15 protein-coding genes are annotated in these 15324 nt (G+C 67.1%); 11 read left to right on the top strand and 4 right to left on the bottom strand.

Features of this window, described 5'->3' with window-relative positions; genetic code table 11:
• The first annotated feature begins 129 nt into the window (after window positions 1–129).
• The 3 genes from VGK20_04895 to VGK20_04885 all read left to right on the top strand — a co-directional run bounded on the left by VGK20_04895 (window position 130) and on the right by VGK20_04885 (window position 3226).
• On the top strand, window positions 130–1122 hold the full coding sequence (locus VGK20_04895; GenBank protein HEY2773374.1) for an NADPH:quinone oxidoreductase family protein: 993 nt from the start codon (window positions 130–132) through the stop codon (window positions 1120–1122).
• Window positions 1119–2282 (top strand): L-dopachrome tautomerase-related protein, encoded by a 1164-nt coding sequence (locus VGK20_04890; protein ID HEY2773373.1) that lies wholly within the window; start codon window positions 1119–1121, stop codon window positions 2280–2282. Before VGK20_04895 ends, VGK20_04890 begins: the two co-directional genes overlap by 4 nt.
• Before the next feature lie 113 nt (window positions 2283–2395).
• Window positions 2396–3226 carry an enoyl-CoA hydratase gene (locus tag VGK20_04885; GenBank protein ID HEY2773372.1) on the top strand — a complete coding sequence of 277 codons (831 nt, stop codon included), beginning with the start codon at window positions 2396–2398 and terminating at the stop codon, window positions 3224–3226.
• A 104-nt stretch (window positions 3227–3330) separates the two neighbouring features.
• On the opposite strand, the gene VGK20_04880 is transcribed toward VGK20_04885, so the two are convergent.
• Window positions 3331–4230, bottom strand: coding sequence for a fibronectin type III domain-containing protein (locus VGK20_04880; GenBank protein HEY2773371.1), 900 nt, complete (start codon window positions 4228–4230; stop codon window positions 3331–3333).
• A gap of 376 nt (window positions 4231–4606) precedes the next feature.
• On the opposite strand from VGK20_04880, the gene VGK20_04875 reads away from it, so the two are divergent.
• Window positions 4607–6157: an acyl-CoA synthetase gene (locus VGK20_04875; protein ID HEY2773370.1), complete on the top strand. Its 1551-nt coding sequence runs from the start codon at window positions 4607–4609 to the stop codon at window positions 6155–6157.
• 90 nt (window positions 6158–6247) lie between these two features.
• Here VGK20_04875 and VGK20_04870 read toward each other — a convergent pair whose 3' ends face one another.
• Window positions 6248–6877 (bottom strand): hypothetical protein, encoded by a 630-nt coding sequence (locus tag VGK20_04870; GenBank protein HEY2773369.1) that lies wholly within the window; start codon window positions 6875–6877, stop codon window positions 6248–6250.
• A gap of 202 nt (window positions 6878–7079) precedes the next feature.
• Here VGK20_04870 and VGK20_04865 point away from each other — a divergent pair, with 202 nt between their 5' ends.
• From VGK20_04865 to VGK20_04845, 5 genes are all read left to right on the top strand, one after another.
• A complete protein-coding gene (locus tag VGK20_04865) occupies window positions 7080–7649 on the top strand; it encodes an SHOCT domain-containing protein (protein ID HEY2773368.1) in 570 nt (189 codons plus the stop codon).
• A gap of 9 nt (window positions 7650–7658) precedes the next feature.
• Window positions 7659–8990 carry a GH1 family beta-glucosidase gene (locus VGK20_04860; protein ID HEY2773367.1) on the top strand — a complete coding sequence of 444 codons (1332 nt, stop codon included), beginning with the start codon at window positions 7659–7661 and terminating at the stop codon, window positions 8988–8990.
• Window positions 8876–9217: a DUF1289 domain-containing protein gene (locus tag VGK20_04855; protein HEY2773366.1), complete on the top strand. Its 342-nt coding sequence runs from the start codon at window positions 8876–8878 to the stop codon at window positions 9215–9217. Before VGK20_04860 ends, VGK20_04855 begins: the two co-directional genes overlap by 115 nt.
• 76 nt (window positions 9218–9293) lie before the next feature.
• A complete protein-coding gene (locus VGK20_04850; GenBank protein HEY2773365.1) occupies window positions 9294–11609 on the top strand; it encodes an ATP-binding protein in 2316 nt (771 codons plus the stop codon).
• Window positions 11610–11636: 27 nt separating this feature from the next.
• Complete coding sequence (locus VGK20_04845) at window positions 11637–12083, top strand: response regulator (GenBank protein HEY2773364.1); 447 nt, start codon at window positions 11637–11639, stop codon at window positions 12081–12083.
• Window positions 12084–12093: 10 nt separating this feature from the next.
• Here VGK20_04845 and VGK20_04840 read toward each other — a convergent pair whose 3' ends face one another.
• Window positions 12094–12678, bottom strand: coding sequence for a TetR/AcrR family transcriptional regulator (locus VGK20_04840; GenBank protein ID HEY2773363.1), 585 nt, complete (start codon window positions 12676–12678; stop codon window positions 12094–12096).
• Window positions 12679–12876: 198 nt separating this feature from the next.
• Between VGK20_04840 and VGK20_04835 the strand changes: the two genes are divergently transcribed.
• Together VGK20_04835 and VGK20_04830 are read left to right on the top strand one after the other, a co-directional pair.
• The gene (locus VGK20_04835; GenBank protein HEY2773362.1) at window positions 12877–13491 is read left to right on the top strand and encodes a TetR/AcrR family transcriptional regulator; all 615 of its coding nucleotides are present in this window, start codon (window positions 12877–12879) and stop codon (window positions 13489–13491) included.
• A complete protein-coding gene (locus VGK20_04830) occupies window positions 13488–14615 on the top strand; it encodes a ferritin-like domain-containing protein (protein HEY2773361.1) in 1128 nt (375 codons plus the stop codon). Before VGK20_04835 ends, VGK20_04830 begins: the two co-directional genes overlap by 4 nt.
• Window positions 14616–14646: 31 nt before the next feature.
• Here the strand turns inward: VGK20_04830 and VGK20_04825 are convergent, their stop codons facing one another.
• Window positions 14647–15324 (bottom strand): HAD family hydrolase, encoded by a 678-nt coding sequence (locus VGK20_04825; protein ID HEY2773360.1) that lies wholly within the window; start codon window positions 15322–15324, stop codon window positions 14647–14649.

Genomic DNA, 15324 nt, shown 5'->3' with positions numbered 1-15324 from the left:
GGCCGATCTGCGTGAGCGGCGGGCCGCTCTGCGCAGGCGCGGCCCCGGAGCGACCGCCCTTTGCGACTGTCCCCCTGCCCTTTGCGCCGGCTTTGAACGCAGGACACAACCCGCGCCACGGAGCAGGCCATGCGAGCGTGGAAAGTGCACGAGTATGGAGAGCCGGCCGCGGCCATGGTGCTGGAGACGGACGCTGCCGAGCCGTCGCGCGAGCCGGACCACGCGCTCGTGTCCGTGCGAACGGTGGGCCTCAATTTCGCCGATCTTCTTTCGATCCAGGGCCGCTACCAGGTCAAGGCCCCGCTTCCCTTCACGCCAGGCATCGAAGCTTGCGGCATCGTCATCGAACCGGATGACGCAGGTCTCGTCCATGCGGGCCAGCGCGTGATCGCGGCAGCGCCTTGGGGAGCCCTCGCCGAACGCGTGGCCGTCCCCGGCGCGTCCTGTTTTCGCGTCCCCGACTCGATCTCCGACCGCGAAGCGGCCGCACTGCTGCTCACGTACCAGACTTCGTGGTTCGCGCTGGTACGCCGCGCGGCCCTTGCTGCGGGCGAGTTCCTGCTGGTTCACAACGGCGCCGGTGGAGTGGGCAGCGCCGCGATCCAGATCGGCAAGGCGCTCGGTGCCACGGTGGCGGCGACCGCCGGCGGCCCCGACAAGCTCGAAGTCTGCCGCCGCGCCGGCGCCGATCACCTGATCGACTATCGCGACGAAGACTTCGCCGTTCGCGTGCACGAGCTGACCGGCGGCAAGGGCGCCGACGTGATCTATGACAGCATCGGCGGCGACGTCTTCGACGCATCCACGCGCTGCATCGCTTTCGAAGGGCGCCTGCTCGTGATCGGCTTTGCCGGCGGCCGCATCCCCGAGATCGCCGCCAACCGCATCATGCTGAAGAACATTTCGGTCGTCGGATTGAACTGGGGCGCTTACCGCGACCGCAGCAGCCCGCTTGTCGCCGACGCGTACGAGCGGCTCTGCGAAATGCATGCGCGCGGGCAGATCGCGCCCGTGCTGTTCGGTGCCTACGCGTTCGAGGACGTCGTGCACGCGCTCTCGGACCTTGCGGGGCGCAAGAGCTATGGCAAGGTCATCGTCGACGTTGCAGGAGCACCGGCATGAAGACGCTGCTGCGAATCGTCGGCGTCGTCGTCGCCGTCCTGCTGTCGCTGCTCGGCGGCATCGTCTACAGCCGCAGCGGCGGGTCGCGCCTTCCCGACCGCAGCAAGGCGCCGCTCCTGAGCTCCGATGCGGTCGAGAAAGTCGCCGATCTCGATTTTCCGCCGGGCAACATCGCGGTCTCGGCCGAAGGACGCATCTTCTTCACGCTGCATCCCGACGGACATCCTTCCGATTCGGTCGTCGAGCTTTCCGGCGGCAAGCCCGTGCCGTTTCCCGACGAAGCGTTCCAGCATCCGCGCGAGGATCTTCCGTACTTCCAGTCGATCCTCGCGGTGCGCATCGACCGCCTCGGCCGGCTGTGGGTGCTCGATTTCGCGCGATTCGGCCGCGGCACGCCGCGGATCCTCGCCTTCGACACGGCAAGCGGCCGCATCGTCCATCGCTACGAATTCCCGTCGTCGGTGGCCGGTCTCGGCTCGATGCTCAACGACTTCCAGGTCGATCCGGAAGGCCGCTACATCTTCATCGCCGAGACGAGCCCGGTGCTGCAGACACCCGCGCTGATCGTGTACGACACCAGGACGAAGACGAGCCGTCGCGTGCTCCAGGGACATCCGTCCGTGCAGGCCGAGCCGTGGATCATCCAGGCGGGCGCGCGGCGCATGATGCTGCCCGGAGGAATCCTCCCGCTTCGCATCGCCGTCGATTCCATCGCGCTGTCGCGCGACGGGCAGTGGCTCTACTACGGCGCCGTCACCGGCAGCCGCATGTACCGCGTGCGCGCGAGCGACCTCGTCGATACTTCGCTGGACGCGGCGACGCTGGCCTCGCGCGTCGAGAATTTTGCCGACAAGACGCTGACCGACGGTCTTACGACCGACGACGCCGGCAACGTCTACATCGGCGACATGGAGCATTCGGCGATTCATCGCCTCAAACCCGACGGAAGCCTGGAAACGCTGGTCGCCGATCCTCGCCTTCGCTGGCCGGACGGTTTCAGCTTCGGGCCCGGCGGCATGCTGTACGTGACCTGCAGCGCGCTGCAGGACGTCCTGTTCCTCGATGACAACGAGATCCGCAGCCACGGTCCTTACCAGATCTGGCGTCTGCATCCCCCGCCGTCGGGCGGCACGCCGGTGACGGCAGCGCCTGGGCAGTGAAGGAGCCCGGCGCGGCGGCCGCACGTTATTGACGGACAAACGCTGCGCTGCCATCGGTGCGCAGCGGTGAGCAAGCGCTGCGCCGTCACCGTGCGGTGGGCAAAGGAGACTTCGTGAGCGATCCTGTGCTTCTGGTCGAGAAAGACGCCGGCGTAGCCGTCGTTGCGCTGAACCGTCCCGACAAGCTGAACTCGTTGTCGCGCCAGCTTCGCCGCGAGCTCGTCGCAACGTTCCGCGAGCTTGCCGTCGATGAAGACGTCGACGTGGCAATCCTGACCGGAAACGGGCGCGCGTTCTGCGCGGGGCTCGATCTTCGCGAGCTGGGCAGCGAGCCTCAGGGGGCGGCGCCGGAGTCGGCCTCCGGCGTCGACCCCGACAGCGCAGGCCGAAGCGAGCGCGAGAGCGCGGTGGCCGGAGCCGACGTCGTCGAGGCAGTCGAGAGTTTTCCCGGACCGGTGATCGGCGCGATCAACGGCTTTGCGATCACCGGCGGTTTCGAGCTGGCGCTCGCGTGCGACGTGCTGCTGGCATCCGAGGATGCACGCTTTGCCGACACGCACGCCCGCGTCGGCATCTTGCCGGGCTGGGGTCTGAGCCAGAAACTCTCGCGCATCGTCGGGCTTTCGCGCGCCAAGGAGCTGTCGCTTTCGGGCAACTTCCTTTCGGCTGCCGACGCGGCGGCGTGGGGGCTGGTATCGAGGGTCGTCGCGACGGATGCGCTGATGCCTGCCGCCCGCGCGCTCGCGCGCGACATGCAGGGCGCCCCGCGCGATGTCGTGCGCGCCTACAAGCGCCTGATCGACGACGGCTACCGGATGCCGATGAAAGAAGCGCTGGCACTGGAAACACAGCGCGCCCGCGAGCACATGCGCTCGGTCTCAGGCAGCGACATCCGCGCACGCCGCGCCGCCGTCCAATCCCGCGGCCGCGGCCAAGCGCTATGACTGAGGTGTAATGGGGTCAGGCACCACAGGAATGGGGTCAGGCACCAGCGGAATAGGCACCAGCGGAATGGTGCCTGGCCCCGATTCGTGACCCCGGTTCGTAACTACCTGTTTTTGCGGAAGGTGGCTCCGACCACGCGCGGCTTGCTCGTGTAGACCGTGCACGGGGCCGTCTGGCCCTGGCAGTTGGCGTACTCGGACCAGCCGGCAAAGTGCGACAGCGGAGTGGATTTCGCCGTGAGCACGACGTCGGTGGCCAGCGGGAACTCCGCCGTGCACTGGTCGTCCTTGGGCCCGCAGATGATGCCGGCGGGCTTCGAAGTCACCGTTCCTTTTCCGTGGCCGAACAACTCCACCTGGACGATTTCCTTGTCGCCCTTGGTCGTGTCGGTGCGCGTCGGCGTAAAACGGGAATTGTCCCAGCAGATGCCGGCCCGGCCGAGCGCCCTGACCCGATAGCTGTACGTGTTGGCCGGGTCCAGCGTGTAGTCGTCATACGTCGTCGTATTGGCCGGGACGTGCACGAGCGTCTGGAACGGCTTGCCGAATTTGGCCCTCTGGATCTCGAATCCCTTCTCGCCGTTGCTGCGGTCGGACCACGACACGCGCATGACCGTGAGCGCGATCAGCCGGATGTTGAAGTACAGCGGAACGCCCGGCGGCGGTCGGTTGACGTAGCAGATGTTGCTGTCGGCCGAGGTGCCGTCGTCGTTGAACGCGACGACCTCGTAGATGAAGACCGTTCCGGTCGGCGCGTCATCGACGAACTCGGTGGTATTGGCATCGACGGTACCGCGGTCTTCGAAGTTCGCGTCGGCGAGCCCTTTGCGCAGCACCTGGAACCCGGTTTCGTTGTCGCTGTTGTCGACCCACGTGATCTTCACGTGGTCACTGTCGATGCGCGCGCGGCGCACCGTATCCGGAGCCTCCGGCACAGACGCCTGCGCGGCCACGGCGCAGGTACAAAGAAGGACGGTAAGGACGGCGATCGCGTGCACTCTCATCGACTACGGTGCTCCTGGAAGCTGGACGGGATGTTCCCCGGGGACTGGCAGCCGGGCACCCGACCCCGCCCGCTCGGCTCGGCACCGTCCCCTCAGATGCCGCTCGAGGCGGCACCTTTCCGTGCCGCAGGCGGCAGCACTCGCGTGCCGCCGTCAGGGGATAGTACCGGGGAACCGTCGCGCAGTGTAGTGCGATTTTGGGCGGTGGGCCGACTTGACCGGACGCCGCTGCGCGGACAATGGGGTCCGGCGCCACGTCCCGATGCCGGGCCGGGCGCGATTGCCGCGCCAGGCCGCCGCGCGCCAGCCGCGATTATCGCGGCGGCCGTCGTGCCCGGCCCTGAGGCCGGCCAGACCCGGCCAAACGGAGAACACGATGTCCGAGTACGGCTTCTGGAAGCTCGCGTCCGAAAATCCCGGTCGAATTGCCCTGGTCACCCCCGAAGGAGGGACAGTGACGGCCGGCGAGCTTGCTGCCCAGTCCAACCGCCTGGTCCACGCGATGCGCGCGCTCGGCGTCGCCCGCGGCGATGCGATCGCCGCGATGTTCCCGAACGGACGCGAAATGATCGAGCTGTACCTGGCGGCCTTCCAGTCGGGCATCTACCTGACGCCGATCAACCAGCACCTGACGGCAGCCGAAGTCGGCTACATCCTGAAGGACTGCGGAGCGAAGGTCTTCTTCACGCACGAGCGCTACGGCGCTGCGGCCAGGACCGCTGCCGACGAAGCCGGGCTCGATGCGAGCCGCCGCGTCGCCTCCGGCTACGTCGCCGGCTTCGTCCCGTACTCCGACTTTACTGCGGCAGCCGCGGACACCGCGCCCGAAGGACGCTCGGCCGGCCAGGTGATGAACTACACTTCGGGCACCACCGGCAGGCCGAAAGGCGTGCGCCGCCGGCTGCTCGACTTTGACCCCGACATCGTCGGATCGATGTTCGCGATGTTCCTGGCGATGTTCGGCATCGAGCCGCTCGGCGAGAACGTGCACCTGGTCGGCTCCCCGCTTTACCACACCGCGGTGCTGATGTTCACGGCGAGCTCCCTGCACTACGGACACACAGTCGTCGTGATGGACAAGTGGACGCCGGAGTCGGCGCTCGAAGTGATGCAACGATGGCGCGTGACGACGAGCCACATGGTGCCGACCCAGTTCCACCGCCTTCTGGCATTGCCCGAGGACGTCAAGGCGCGTTTCGATCCGTCGTCGCTGCGACACATGATTCATGCGGCAGCGCCGTGCCCCGTCGACGTCAAGAAGCGCATGCTCCAGTGGTGGGGGCCCGTGGTCTACGAGTACTACGCGGCGAGCGAAGGCGGCGGCACGCTGGTGACGCCGAACGAATGGATCAAGAAGCCCGGCACTGTCGGGCGCGCCTGGGCCGGCTCGGAAATCCGCATCCTCGACGATGACGGGAAGGCCTGCGCAACAGGCTCTCCGGGCACGGTCTACATGGCGCTCGGAACCGCCGATTTCGAGTACCACGGCGACAAGGACAAGACCGCGGCCAACCGTCGCGACGGGTTCTTCACTGTCGGCGACATCGGCTACCTCGACGAAGACGGCTATCTTTTCCTGTGCGATCGAAAGATCGACATGATCATCGCCGGCGGCGTCAACATCTATCCGACCGAGATCGAGAACGTGCTGCTGACGCATCCGAAAGTCGGTGACGCGGCCGTCTTCGGAATCCCGCACGAGGACTGGGGCGAGGAAGTGAAGGCCGCGATCGAGCCCGCTGCCGGCATCGCTGCGGGCGACGCGCTGGCCGAGGAGCTTGCCGCGTTCTGTCGCCAGAGTCTCGCCAAGTACAAGTGCCCGCGCTCGTTCGACTTCGTCAGCGAGATGCCGCGCGACCCCAACGGCAAGCTGTTCAAGCGCAAGCTGAGGGATCCGTACTGGAAGGATCGCGACCGCGCGATCTGACGGGAAACCCGGGACAGGCGCGCACCTGTCGCACCAGGCGGCGGACGCGGAAAAAATTGCGGGGAACGAGTACCTGTCGCTGATTTCGGTTCAGCGGTGGACGTGCGCCGGATTCTTGTCGGGAAGCGAATCGACCAGCGCGCGCGAGGCGTTGACCGCCGCTTCGTACTGGCGCGAGCCGCGCGAGAACACCGTCAGCACTCCGCTCAGGCTGCTGCTGGCCGTTGCGAAATCGCGCCACACGACGCGGCCCTGCGAGCGGTCGACGAGCACGCCGCCGACTTTCGCGTCGTACGTCATGTTTTCGGGATCGGTGCCCGGCTCGAGGCGCTCGACCTGGATGAGCATGAAGTACTTGGAATCCTCGGGGGCGAGCGGCACGAGCTGGTCCGGGCCGGCGACGTGCAGGTCGAGGGGGCCTGCCGGCTTCTGGCGGAAATTATCGGCGGTCAGCGTGAAGTAGCCGCGCTCGCGCAGGCGGCGCACGGTGGCGTCCTCGACGTTGCGCGCGATCTGCACCTGCTCGAGGCGGGCCGGGCGCGCATCGATGACCGGCAACACGACGACCTCGTCGATGTCGTCGGGCTTGAGCGTCGCATCCATCTGGAGCGGCGGCCTGGGCTTCTGCTCGAGCACGGAGCAGCCGGAGACCAGCGAGACAGCGAAAATGGCGACTGCGGCGCAGGCGCAACGCGAAAGGGTCGGGGCGCGACGTCTCATCGGATCGCAAAGGTAGGCACCACCTGCAACGGCAATCAAGTCCGGGCAAGGCCACGCTGGAGCAGGCTGGAGTACGCTAGAGAAGGAAAGGCGCGCGGCGCGGCCTCGACCAGTCCGCGAGAAGAGCCGCGCCAGCGTCCGGGAGCCCGCGTACACACGCCGAAGTGGCGAGGCCGGGCCGGGTGGGCTAAAAGCGCGATCCATGCGGAAAATCTCGCTCTGGACCATGGCCGCGCTGCTGCTCTTGCTGCCGGCTTTCGCGACTGCCCACACCGGTGACGCCCTGGACGCGGACGGCTGTCACGCCGACCATCGCACCGGGGAATACCATTGCCACCGTGGCGCGGCGGCCGGGTACTCTTTCCCCAACCGGGAAGCGATGCTCGAGGCTGTCAAAACCGGTAAGTTTCCCGAAAAGGAGACGGTCGAGAAGGACAGTGTCTGGTCGAGGATGTGGCCGTGGGGCGGGCACGGGCACGAGGAGAAGCCTACCGCCAATTCTCCGGAGACTGCTCCGACCGGCGCCTCGGCTTCGGCGCCGGCGCCTGTGTCTTCCCCGGCAGCGGCCAACGCGGCGTCGGCCGCCTCCGGCTCCGCCGCCGCGGGAGCCCCGGCGACCGTCGCTGCGTCCCCGGCCGCTTCCAGTCCCGCAACGGACAAGGAGAACGAGTTCGAGCAGAGGCTGAAAATCCTGCAGGGACTCTACGAGATGGGCCTGATCACCAAGGACGAGTACGAACAGAAGCGCAAAGCCGTGCTCGACCAGCTCTAGGAGACAGCGGTGCCCGTCCTTCGCTTTCCCGATCGCTTCCTGTGGGGCGCGGCGACCGCTTCCTACCAGATCGAAGGATCGCCACTGGCCGACGGCGCCGGAGCGAGCATCTGGCACACGTTCAGCCACACGCCCGGCGTCATCTCGGGAGACGACAACGGCGACGTCGCGTGCGACCACTACCGGCGCTGGCGCGAAGACGTCGCGCTGATGCGTGAGCTCGGCCTGAAGGCGTACCGGTTCAGCGTCTCGTGGCCGAGGATCTTCCCGCAGGGTCGCGGAGCGCTGAACCAGCCCGGCCTGGACTTCTACGACCGGCTGGTCGACGCGCTTCTGGACGCCAGCATCGCTCCGATGCTGACGCTCTACCACTGGGATCTTCCCCAGGCCCTGCAGGACGAGGGCGGCTGGTCCAACCCGTCGATTGCCGGATGGTACGCGGATTACGCGCAGGCCCTTTTTTCCGCGCTCGGCGACCGCGTCGGCAAGTGGATCACGTTCAACGAGCCGTGGGTGTTCCACTGGGTGGGCTCCGTGCTGGGCATCCACGCGCCGGGCAACCAGGACATGGCGGCAGCGCTGGCCGGCGGGCATCACACGCTGCGCGGCCACGGCATGGCGGTCGAGCGCTTCCGCTCGCTGGTTCCCAAAGGGGAGATCGGCATCACCGTCAGCGTCCAGGCCCACGTCGCGGCCAGCAAGGATCCTCGTGACGAGGAGGCCGCAGCCAGGGCCCGCGCATTCCACAATTACTGGTTCGTCGATCCCGTCGTTCTCGGCGACTATCCTGCGGCGATGCGCGACCAGTTCGGCGACCTGCTGCCGGCGTTCCGCCAGGAGGACCGCACGCTCATCGGCCAGCCCATCGATTTCGTCGGTGTGAACTACTACACACGCCATCTGGATCGCTACGAAGCCCACGGGTTCTTCGACGCTGCCACCGACCATCCGATCGGCGTCTACACGGCGATGGAATGGGAGATCTATCCCGCCGGGCTTCTGGCCGTGCTGCGCGAGTTCCACGCCCGCTACGGAGTTGCGCTGTACGTCACCGAGAATGGTGCCGGTTACGACGACGAAGTGCCGGGCCCGGACGGCCGGGTCGAGGACCGCGAAAGGCTGCGTTACATCCAGAGCCACCTCGAGATGTGCCACCGGGCTATTTCCGAGGGAGTCGACCTGCGCGGGTACATGGTCTGGTCGCTGATGGACAATTTCGAGTGGGGATTCGGCTATGCCAAGCGTTTCGGGATCACCCGCTGCGACTACGAAACCCTCCGGCGCACGCCGAAGCTGAGCGCGCACTGGTATCGCAGCGTCATCCGGGAGAACGGGATCTGAGCCCGCACCCGGCCGCCAGCCCTTGTGTCGGGATCTGCACGCTTCGTGCCGGCAGCGATCTCTGCGAAGGATGCCTGCGGACGATCGCCGAGATCTCGGAATGGGCGGGCGCCGGCGAGAAGCGCCGCATCGAGATCCTGGCCGAGGTCTCGCGACGGCGGGCTCGCGAGGGCTCGACGGCGGAAACGGCCGCGGTGCGGCCAGCGGCCAGCGGCCAGAAGCGGTGAGCCCCGGCTTTTTCAAGGTGGGGAAACCCATTAAGCTCTGGCGTTCGCGCACGTCCGAAGGGTGAGGTCGACTTTTTTGCAGACTCCAGCAGCGCCCAGCCCGGACGCACGCGCCGCGCCGAAGAAGGAGGCAGCAAGGCCCAAAGGCGGCGTGCAGCGGCACCTTGCCACGGCCGTCTTCTTCACGGGCCTCGTGCTGACCGCTGCCGGATTCATCTGGTGCGTCGGGCAGGAAACCGCGAGCACGCGCGCCGACCTCGTGCACCGCGGCGCATCGCTTGCCACTGCGATCCAGCGCGAGACGGGACGACGCATCGAGCTGCTCGACGCCTTGGGCGCCTACGTCGAGACCACGCACGCGGACAATCGCGGCGACCTGCGTCTCTATCTCACCTCGCTCGTGCGCGACCGCGGCCAGCTCATCGCGATGGACTGGGTTCCGCGCGTGCCGGTCGAAGCGCTCAAGGCTTACGAAGAGAAGCAATGGGTCGGCGGCGTTCCCGATTTCCACGTGCACCGCGCGGCGGATCCCTTGCCGGCAGCGCCCGAGTACCTGCCTCTTCAGTACGGTGTGGGCGCCGGCCTGCGAGTCGACGACGTCGATCTCAAGCCGGGCTCCGACCTCTCGGCTACTCCCGGGCTCTCCATCGCATTCGAAGCCGCAAGGACCAGGCGCGGCGCGACGGCTGCCGCACCGCTGGCAGTGACCCGCGCGGACGGCATTCACCGGGCGCTGCCGATCGTCTCGCCGGTGTTCGTCGCCAGCGACGGCGGCAGCACGCTCGCCGGTTACGCCTTCGGGCTGTTCGACCTCGAGGACATCCTTCGTCTCGCGTTCGCTCAGGCGGACCGCGAGACGGTTTCCGTCGAGCTTCGCGACGGCGCGCCCGGCGGAGGACCGGTGTTTTCGCAGAAGGCGCTGCAGGGCGAGGACGACACGGTGCTGGTCACGCTGTGGAGAGTTCTCGGCGTGCCGCCGCCCGCCAGCAGCTCCGATTTCGACGTCGCCGGACGCCAATGGTCGATGGTGGTCACTGCCGGCCCGCGCCTGCTCTCCGAGCACCTGACGTGGATCCCGTGGTTTGCCGCATTGGCAGGGCTGATGGTCTCCGTCGCGATGGCCACGACCGTGAGCGGTTATGCGCATCGCGGCGAAGGACTGGCCAGCGCGAGACGTCGCCTTTCCACCGAAAGGCGCGACTACATGGAAAAGGTCAGCTCGCTGACCGACGAGCTCGAGCGCGAGCGCCTCGACCGGCGCCGCACCGAGGAAAGCCTGTTTCGCGAAAAGCAGCAGTTCCGCCTGATGTTCAACTCCGTGCCGGCGATGATCTGCTACAAGGACACGAAGAACCGGTTCCTGCTCGTCAACGAGGCCGCCGCCAGTTCGATGGGACGCACGGTCGACGACATGGAGGGCAAGCCCTGCTCGGAGATCATTCCGGCGCGGGCCTACGAGCTGTACCGCGACGATCTCGAGATCGTGCAGAGCGGAAAACCAAAACTCGGCCTCATCGAGGAAACCGAGCTGCCGAGCGGCAAGTCGATCTGGACCCGCACCGACAAGCTTCCCGAGTACGATGCGATGGGCCGCGTCGTCGGCATCCTCGTGTTCTCGCAGGACATCACCGAGCACCGCCAGGCCGAGGCGGAGATCCGCCGTCTCAACGAGGAGCTCGAGCAGCGTGTCGGCGTGCGCACCGCCGAGCTTCGTGCGGCCAACCAGGAGCTGGAGTCCTTCGCCTACTCGGTCTCGCACGACCTTCGCACGCCGCTGCGGACCATCGACGGCTTCAGCAAGCTCGTCATCGAGGAGCACGGCCACGAGCTTTCACAGCCGGCTCACGAGTACCTGGCGCGCCTTCGCAACGCGGCCCAGCGAATGGGGCACCTGATCGACGACCTGCTCAAGTTGACGCGCGTCAGCCGCGCCGAATTGCGCCGCGAGCAGGTCGACCTCTCCGCGATGGCCCGCCAGGTGATCGACGACCTGAAGAGCACCAGCCGCGACCGCCACGTGGCCGTCGTCATCGAGGCCACGCCCTTTGCGTCCGGCGACCCGGTGCTGCTGCTCAACGTCGTCGAGAACCTGCTGTCGAACGCCTGGAAATTTACCGCCCGCAGCCGCGAGCCGCGTATCGAATTCGGCTCGAAAACCGTCAGCGGGGACCGGACCGCCTTCTACGTTCGCGATAACGGCGTCGGGTTTGATATGGTCTACGCCGACAAGCTGTTCGGGGCGTTCCAGCGCCTGCACAGCCACGGGGAGTTCGAAGGATCGGGTATCGGGCTGGCGACCGTCCAGCTGATCATCCGGCGTCACGCCGGGGAGGTCTGGGCGGAAAGCGTGCCGGATCAGGGAGCGACGTTCTACTTCACCCTCGGGTCGTGAGCGGGCGTCGGGAAGGGAGAGCAAGCGATGGCCGAACGCATCATTCTTCTGGTCGAAGACAACCCGGATGACGCCATCCTGACGCGGCGGGCGCTCGAGAAGAGCGACGTATCCCACCGCGTCGAGGTCGCGCGCGACGGGCTGGAAGCCCTCGACTATCTCTTCGCCCTCGGCACCCACGCCGATCGCAAGGCCAGCGACATGCCCGCGCTGATCCTTCTCGATCTCAAGTTGCCCAAGGTGGACGGCCTCGAGGTGCTTCGCCGCCTGAGGGCCGACCGGCTGACCAAGCTGATCCCGGTGATCGTGCTTTCCTCGTCAGACGAGCCTGCCGACGTGATCGAGAGCTACGGCCTCGGAGCCAACAGCTACATCCGCAAACCCGTCGATTTCGCCGAATTCACCGAGACCGTCCGCGCCCTCGCCCATTACTGGCTGAGGCTCAACGAGCCGCCTCCGTCCGATCCGGCGTAAGCCTGCCCCCTCAGCGGAAGCGGAAGGCTGCGCCGAGCACGCGCGTAAGGAACTCGACGGCACCGTTGATGTCGGGCGCCGAGCGCGACAGCAGCACCACCGCCAGCTCCAGCGACGCCGCGCGGAAGACCGCGACGGCATAGTCGGCATCGATCGGCGTCATCTGCCCGCGCGTGGCCGCGGCGTCGATGTCGCTGCGCAGCGCCGCATAGACGGGGCGCAGCGCCTTGTCGTCGAGCAGCGTGCGAAGCAGCGACAGGTTGCGGCGAAGGAGAGTCGCGGTGGTGTGATCGGCGACCACGGCTTCGAGCAGGCGCCGCGTCGCCATGCCGAAGTATTCCTCGGCCCCGACGCCGCCGGAACGGATCTGGGCCAGGGCGTCGACCATGCGCCTTGCGGCGTTGGCGACCATCTCGTCGCGCAGGGCGTCCTTGTCGCGATAGTAGTTGTAGAACGTGCTCGGCGTCATGCCGGCACGATGAACCACGTCACTGACAGTGGTGTTGTCGAAGCCGGCTTCGGTGAAAGCCTCGACCGCGGCCTTCAGGAGACGCTCGCGCTTCTCCGCCCGGTTCTGCTCGTGTTTGCTGGCCAACGGTGTCCCGATCCCCGGCTTTGTCACGCCCCCCGGTCCTTTTCCCCTGACGCCCCCGGTCCCTTTCCCCTGACGCGCCCGGTGGATCCTACCCGCATTAGGCGCCGCTGACGAACAGGGTTTTCCGGAATGTTGTGCGGCCTAAACGAATTTTCCGCTTGACTGGCGCCCGACATGACAATACCGTCACCGACTGACGTGGATGTCATTCCTGTCACATCTGCGCCCGCGCGCAGCCGTATCCAGACCCGTCAGAGGCTGATCGACGCGGCGACGCGGCTGTTCGGCGAGCGCGGTCTTCACGGCGTCACCAGCCACGAGATCGCGCGCGCGGCCGGCGTCGCCTCCGGCACCTTCTACCTGCACTTCCGCGACAAGACCGATGTGTACCGCCACATCGTTTTTCACGCGATCGAAGAGCTCGCGCACGACGTGCAGCAGGCAGTCGCGGCATCGGCTCCCGTGCTCGCCCAGCGCGCCCGCGCCGAGACGATCGTTCGCTACGCCGAGCGCAACCGCAGCGTCGTCCGCATCCTGTTCAGCACCGACGCCGAGGCGGCGTCCATCGAGGCCGACGCGATGACGAGGCTGGCTGCAGGGCTCGAAGGACGCCTGCGGCGCGACCGCGAAGAAGGGAAGTTCCCCGCCGACCTCGACCCGGCCGTCTGCGCCCGCGCCCACGTCGGCATGACTACGCATTTGATCGACTGGTGGACCCAGGACCCTTCGCGCGCCTCGCGCGAAGACGTCATCGAGACTCTCGTCCGACTTCAGTTTTCGTGGCCCGACGGGCCGGAGCGGAGACAGCCATGAGCGACATCACGCACGATCCCATTTACAACACGGTCGGGCGCGACGATTTTCGCGCGATGCTCGACGTCCATCGCTACGGCGAGCGCACCGGCGCCTTCGACGCGATCATCTCGGCAACACACGATCACTTCTGGGACCCCGTCGACCCCGCCTACATCGATTACGAGAGCACGAGCTTCGACCTCACGCAGGAGACCATCATGCCGATGGACTTCTCGGTGGAGCTCAACAGCGCGGTGGCCGACAAGCTCGATGAAGGCCAGAAGATCCGCCTGGCCAACGAAGTCTCGCGCTGGAGCCTTTCCAGCCTGCTGCACGGCGAGCAGGGCGCGCTGTCGCTGTCGGCGAGCCTCTGCCACATCCTTCGCGACCCCGGCGCGCTCGAATACGCGAGCAACCAGGTGCGCGAGGAAGCCCGCCACGTCACCGCCTTCACCAAATACATCCACAAGCGGTTCGGTACGCCCTACCCCTGCGGCCAGACTCTCGGCGAGCTGATGTCCGAGCTGGTACTGGCGCCGGAGGTCTACAAGAAGCTCGTCGGCATGCAGATGCTGATCGAAGGGCTCGCGATGGGCGCGTTCGCGACGCTGCACACCAAGACCCGCGATCCGCTGCTGCGCCGCATGGTGCAGCTCGTGATGACCGACGAGGCCTTTCACCATCGCTTCGGAAAGATCTGGGCGGACCGCACCGTACCGCAGCTTTCCGAGGAGCAGCACGAGATCGTCGAGCAGTGGGCCGCCGACTGCTTCCAGAAGATCTTCTTCAACCTCGTCAATGCCGAGCAGAAGCAGGTCATCTACGGACAGTTCGGGCTCGACTGGCAGTGGGTGCGCAGCGCCGTGCAGGAAGCGTTCACCGACAACGACCGGCGCCGCCTGATGCGCGAGAACACGAACATCTTCCGCGTGCTGATCAAGACCCTGCTCAATGCCGGCATCATCACCGACCGCACCCGTGGCGTCTACGCGATGTGGGTCGACATGGACGAGCTGAAGGTCGAAGGCGACGTGACGGTCGGCGATTCGATCGCCGACGAGGGCATCGCCTACCTGCGCGACATCAATCGCGGCCGCAAGCCGATCGGCCGTGCGCTGAAGCAAGCCGCGCCGGCAGCCTGACCGCGGGCGGCCGACAGGGCCACCACGGGCTTCAGGCCGATTCGAGCATCGAAAGGAACCGCGCCGTGTCGCGATAGCCTGCAATGACCGTCGCGCCGTGGCCCTGAAGCCTCGCGGCGCGCTCTCCGCTGCCTACGCCGACGAACGCGACGCCGTTGTCGCGCGCCGCGCCGAGATCCCACGGCTGGTCGCCGACATAGACGATGCGCTCGAATGCGGCGCCGCTTCGCTGGGTCGCGATCGCGACGGCGCGGGCCAGCACTTCGGTGCGCGTAGTCCCGTCCTCCGAGAACGCAGCGAGCACCGGCGCCTCGATGCGCGCGCACGCGAGTTTGAGATGCGCGGCGCGGCGCCAGTTGCCGGTCGCGATGGCGACGGTCCAGCCGCCCGCCGATGCGAGCGCCTGCATCAGGCCGTCCGCGCCGTCGATCGGCCGATACGCCCGGTCGCGAAATCCGATCTCGGCTTCCAGCGATTCGAGATACGCCGCCTTGAACGTTACGAATTCCGCGTCGCTGCAATGACGGCCGAGCGCACGGCGCGCCGCCTCCCGCGCGATTCCACAGTCGGTGGACTCGACGTAGCTGTCGAGGCGCCGGTCGGCGAAACCGGCGCCGAACACCGCGTCGAAACACTCGAAGAAACAGCGCGTCCCCAGTCCGTCGCCGAGAGTCAGCGTCCCGTCGATGTCGAAAACGGCCAGTTTCAT

Source organism: Candidatus Binatia bacterium, assembly GCA_036493895.1.
GTDB lineage: Bacteria > Desulfobacterota > Binatia > UBA1149 > CAITLU01 > DATNBU01.
The sequence above is the reverse complement of the archived record's forward strand: the minus strand, read 5'-3'. Positions and strand labels throughout refer to the sequence as shown.

Bases quoted from the DNA above. Each gene is read 5' to 3' on its own strand.
- VGK20_04895 (HEY2773374.1), top strand. From the start codon at position 130: ATGCGAGCGTGGAAAGTGCACGAGTATGGAGAGCCGGCCGCGGCCATG.
- VGK20_04870 (HEY2773369.1), bottom strand. From the start codon at position 6,877: ATGAGACGTCGCGCCCCGACCCTTTCGCGTTGCGCCTGCGCCGCAGTC.
- VGK20_04845 (HEY2773364.1), top strand. From the start codon at position 11,637: ATGGCCGAACGCATCATTCTTCTGGTCGAAGACAACCCGGATGACGCC.
- VGK20_04875 (HEY2773370.1), top strand. From the start codon at position 4,607: ATGTCCGAGTACGGCTTCTGGAAGCTCGCGTCCGAAAATCCCGGTCGA.
- VGK20_04830 (HEY2773361.1), top strand. From the start codon at position 13,488: ATGAGCGACATCACGCACGATCCCATTTACAACACGGTCGGGCGCGAC.
- VGK20_04825 (HEY2773360.1), bottom strand. From the start codon at position 15,324: ATGAAACTGGCCGTTTTCGACATCGACGGGACGCTGACTCTCGGCGAC.
- VGK20_04890 (HEY2773373.1), top strand. From the start codon at position 1,119: ATGAAGACGCTGCTGCGAATCGTCGGCGTCGTCGTCGCCGTCCTGCTG.
- VGK20_04865 (HEY2773368.1), top strand. From the start codon at position 7,080: ATGCGGAAAATCTCGCTCTGGACCATGGCCGCGCTGCTGCTCTTGCTG.
- VGK20_04880 (HEY2773371.1), bottom strand. From the start codon at position 4,230: ATGAGAGTGCACGCGATCGCCGTCCTTACCGTCCTTCTTTGTACCTGC.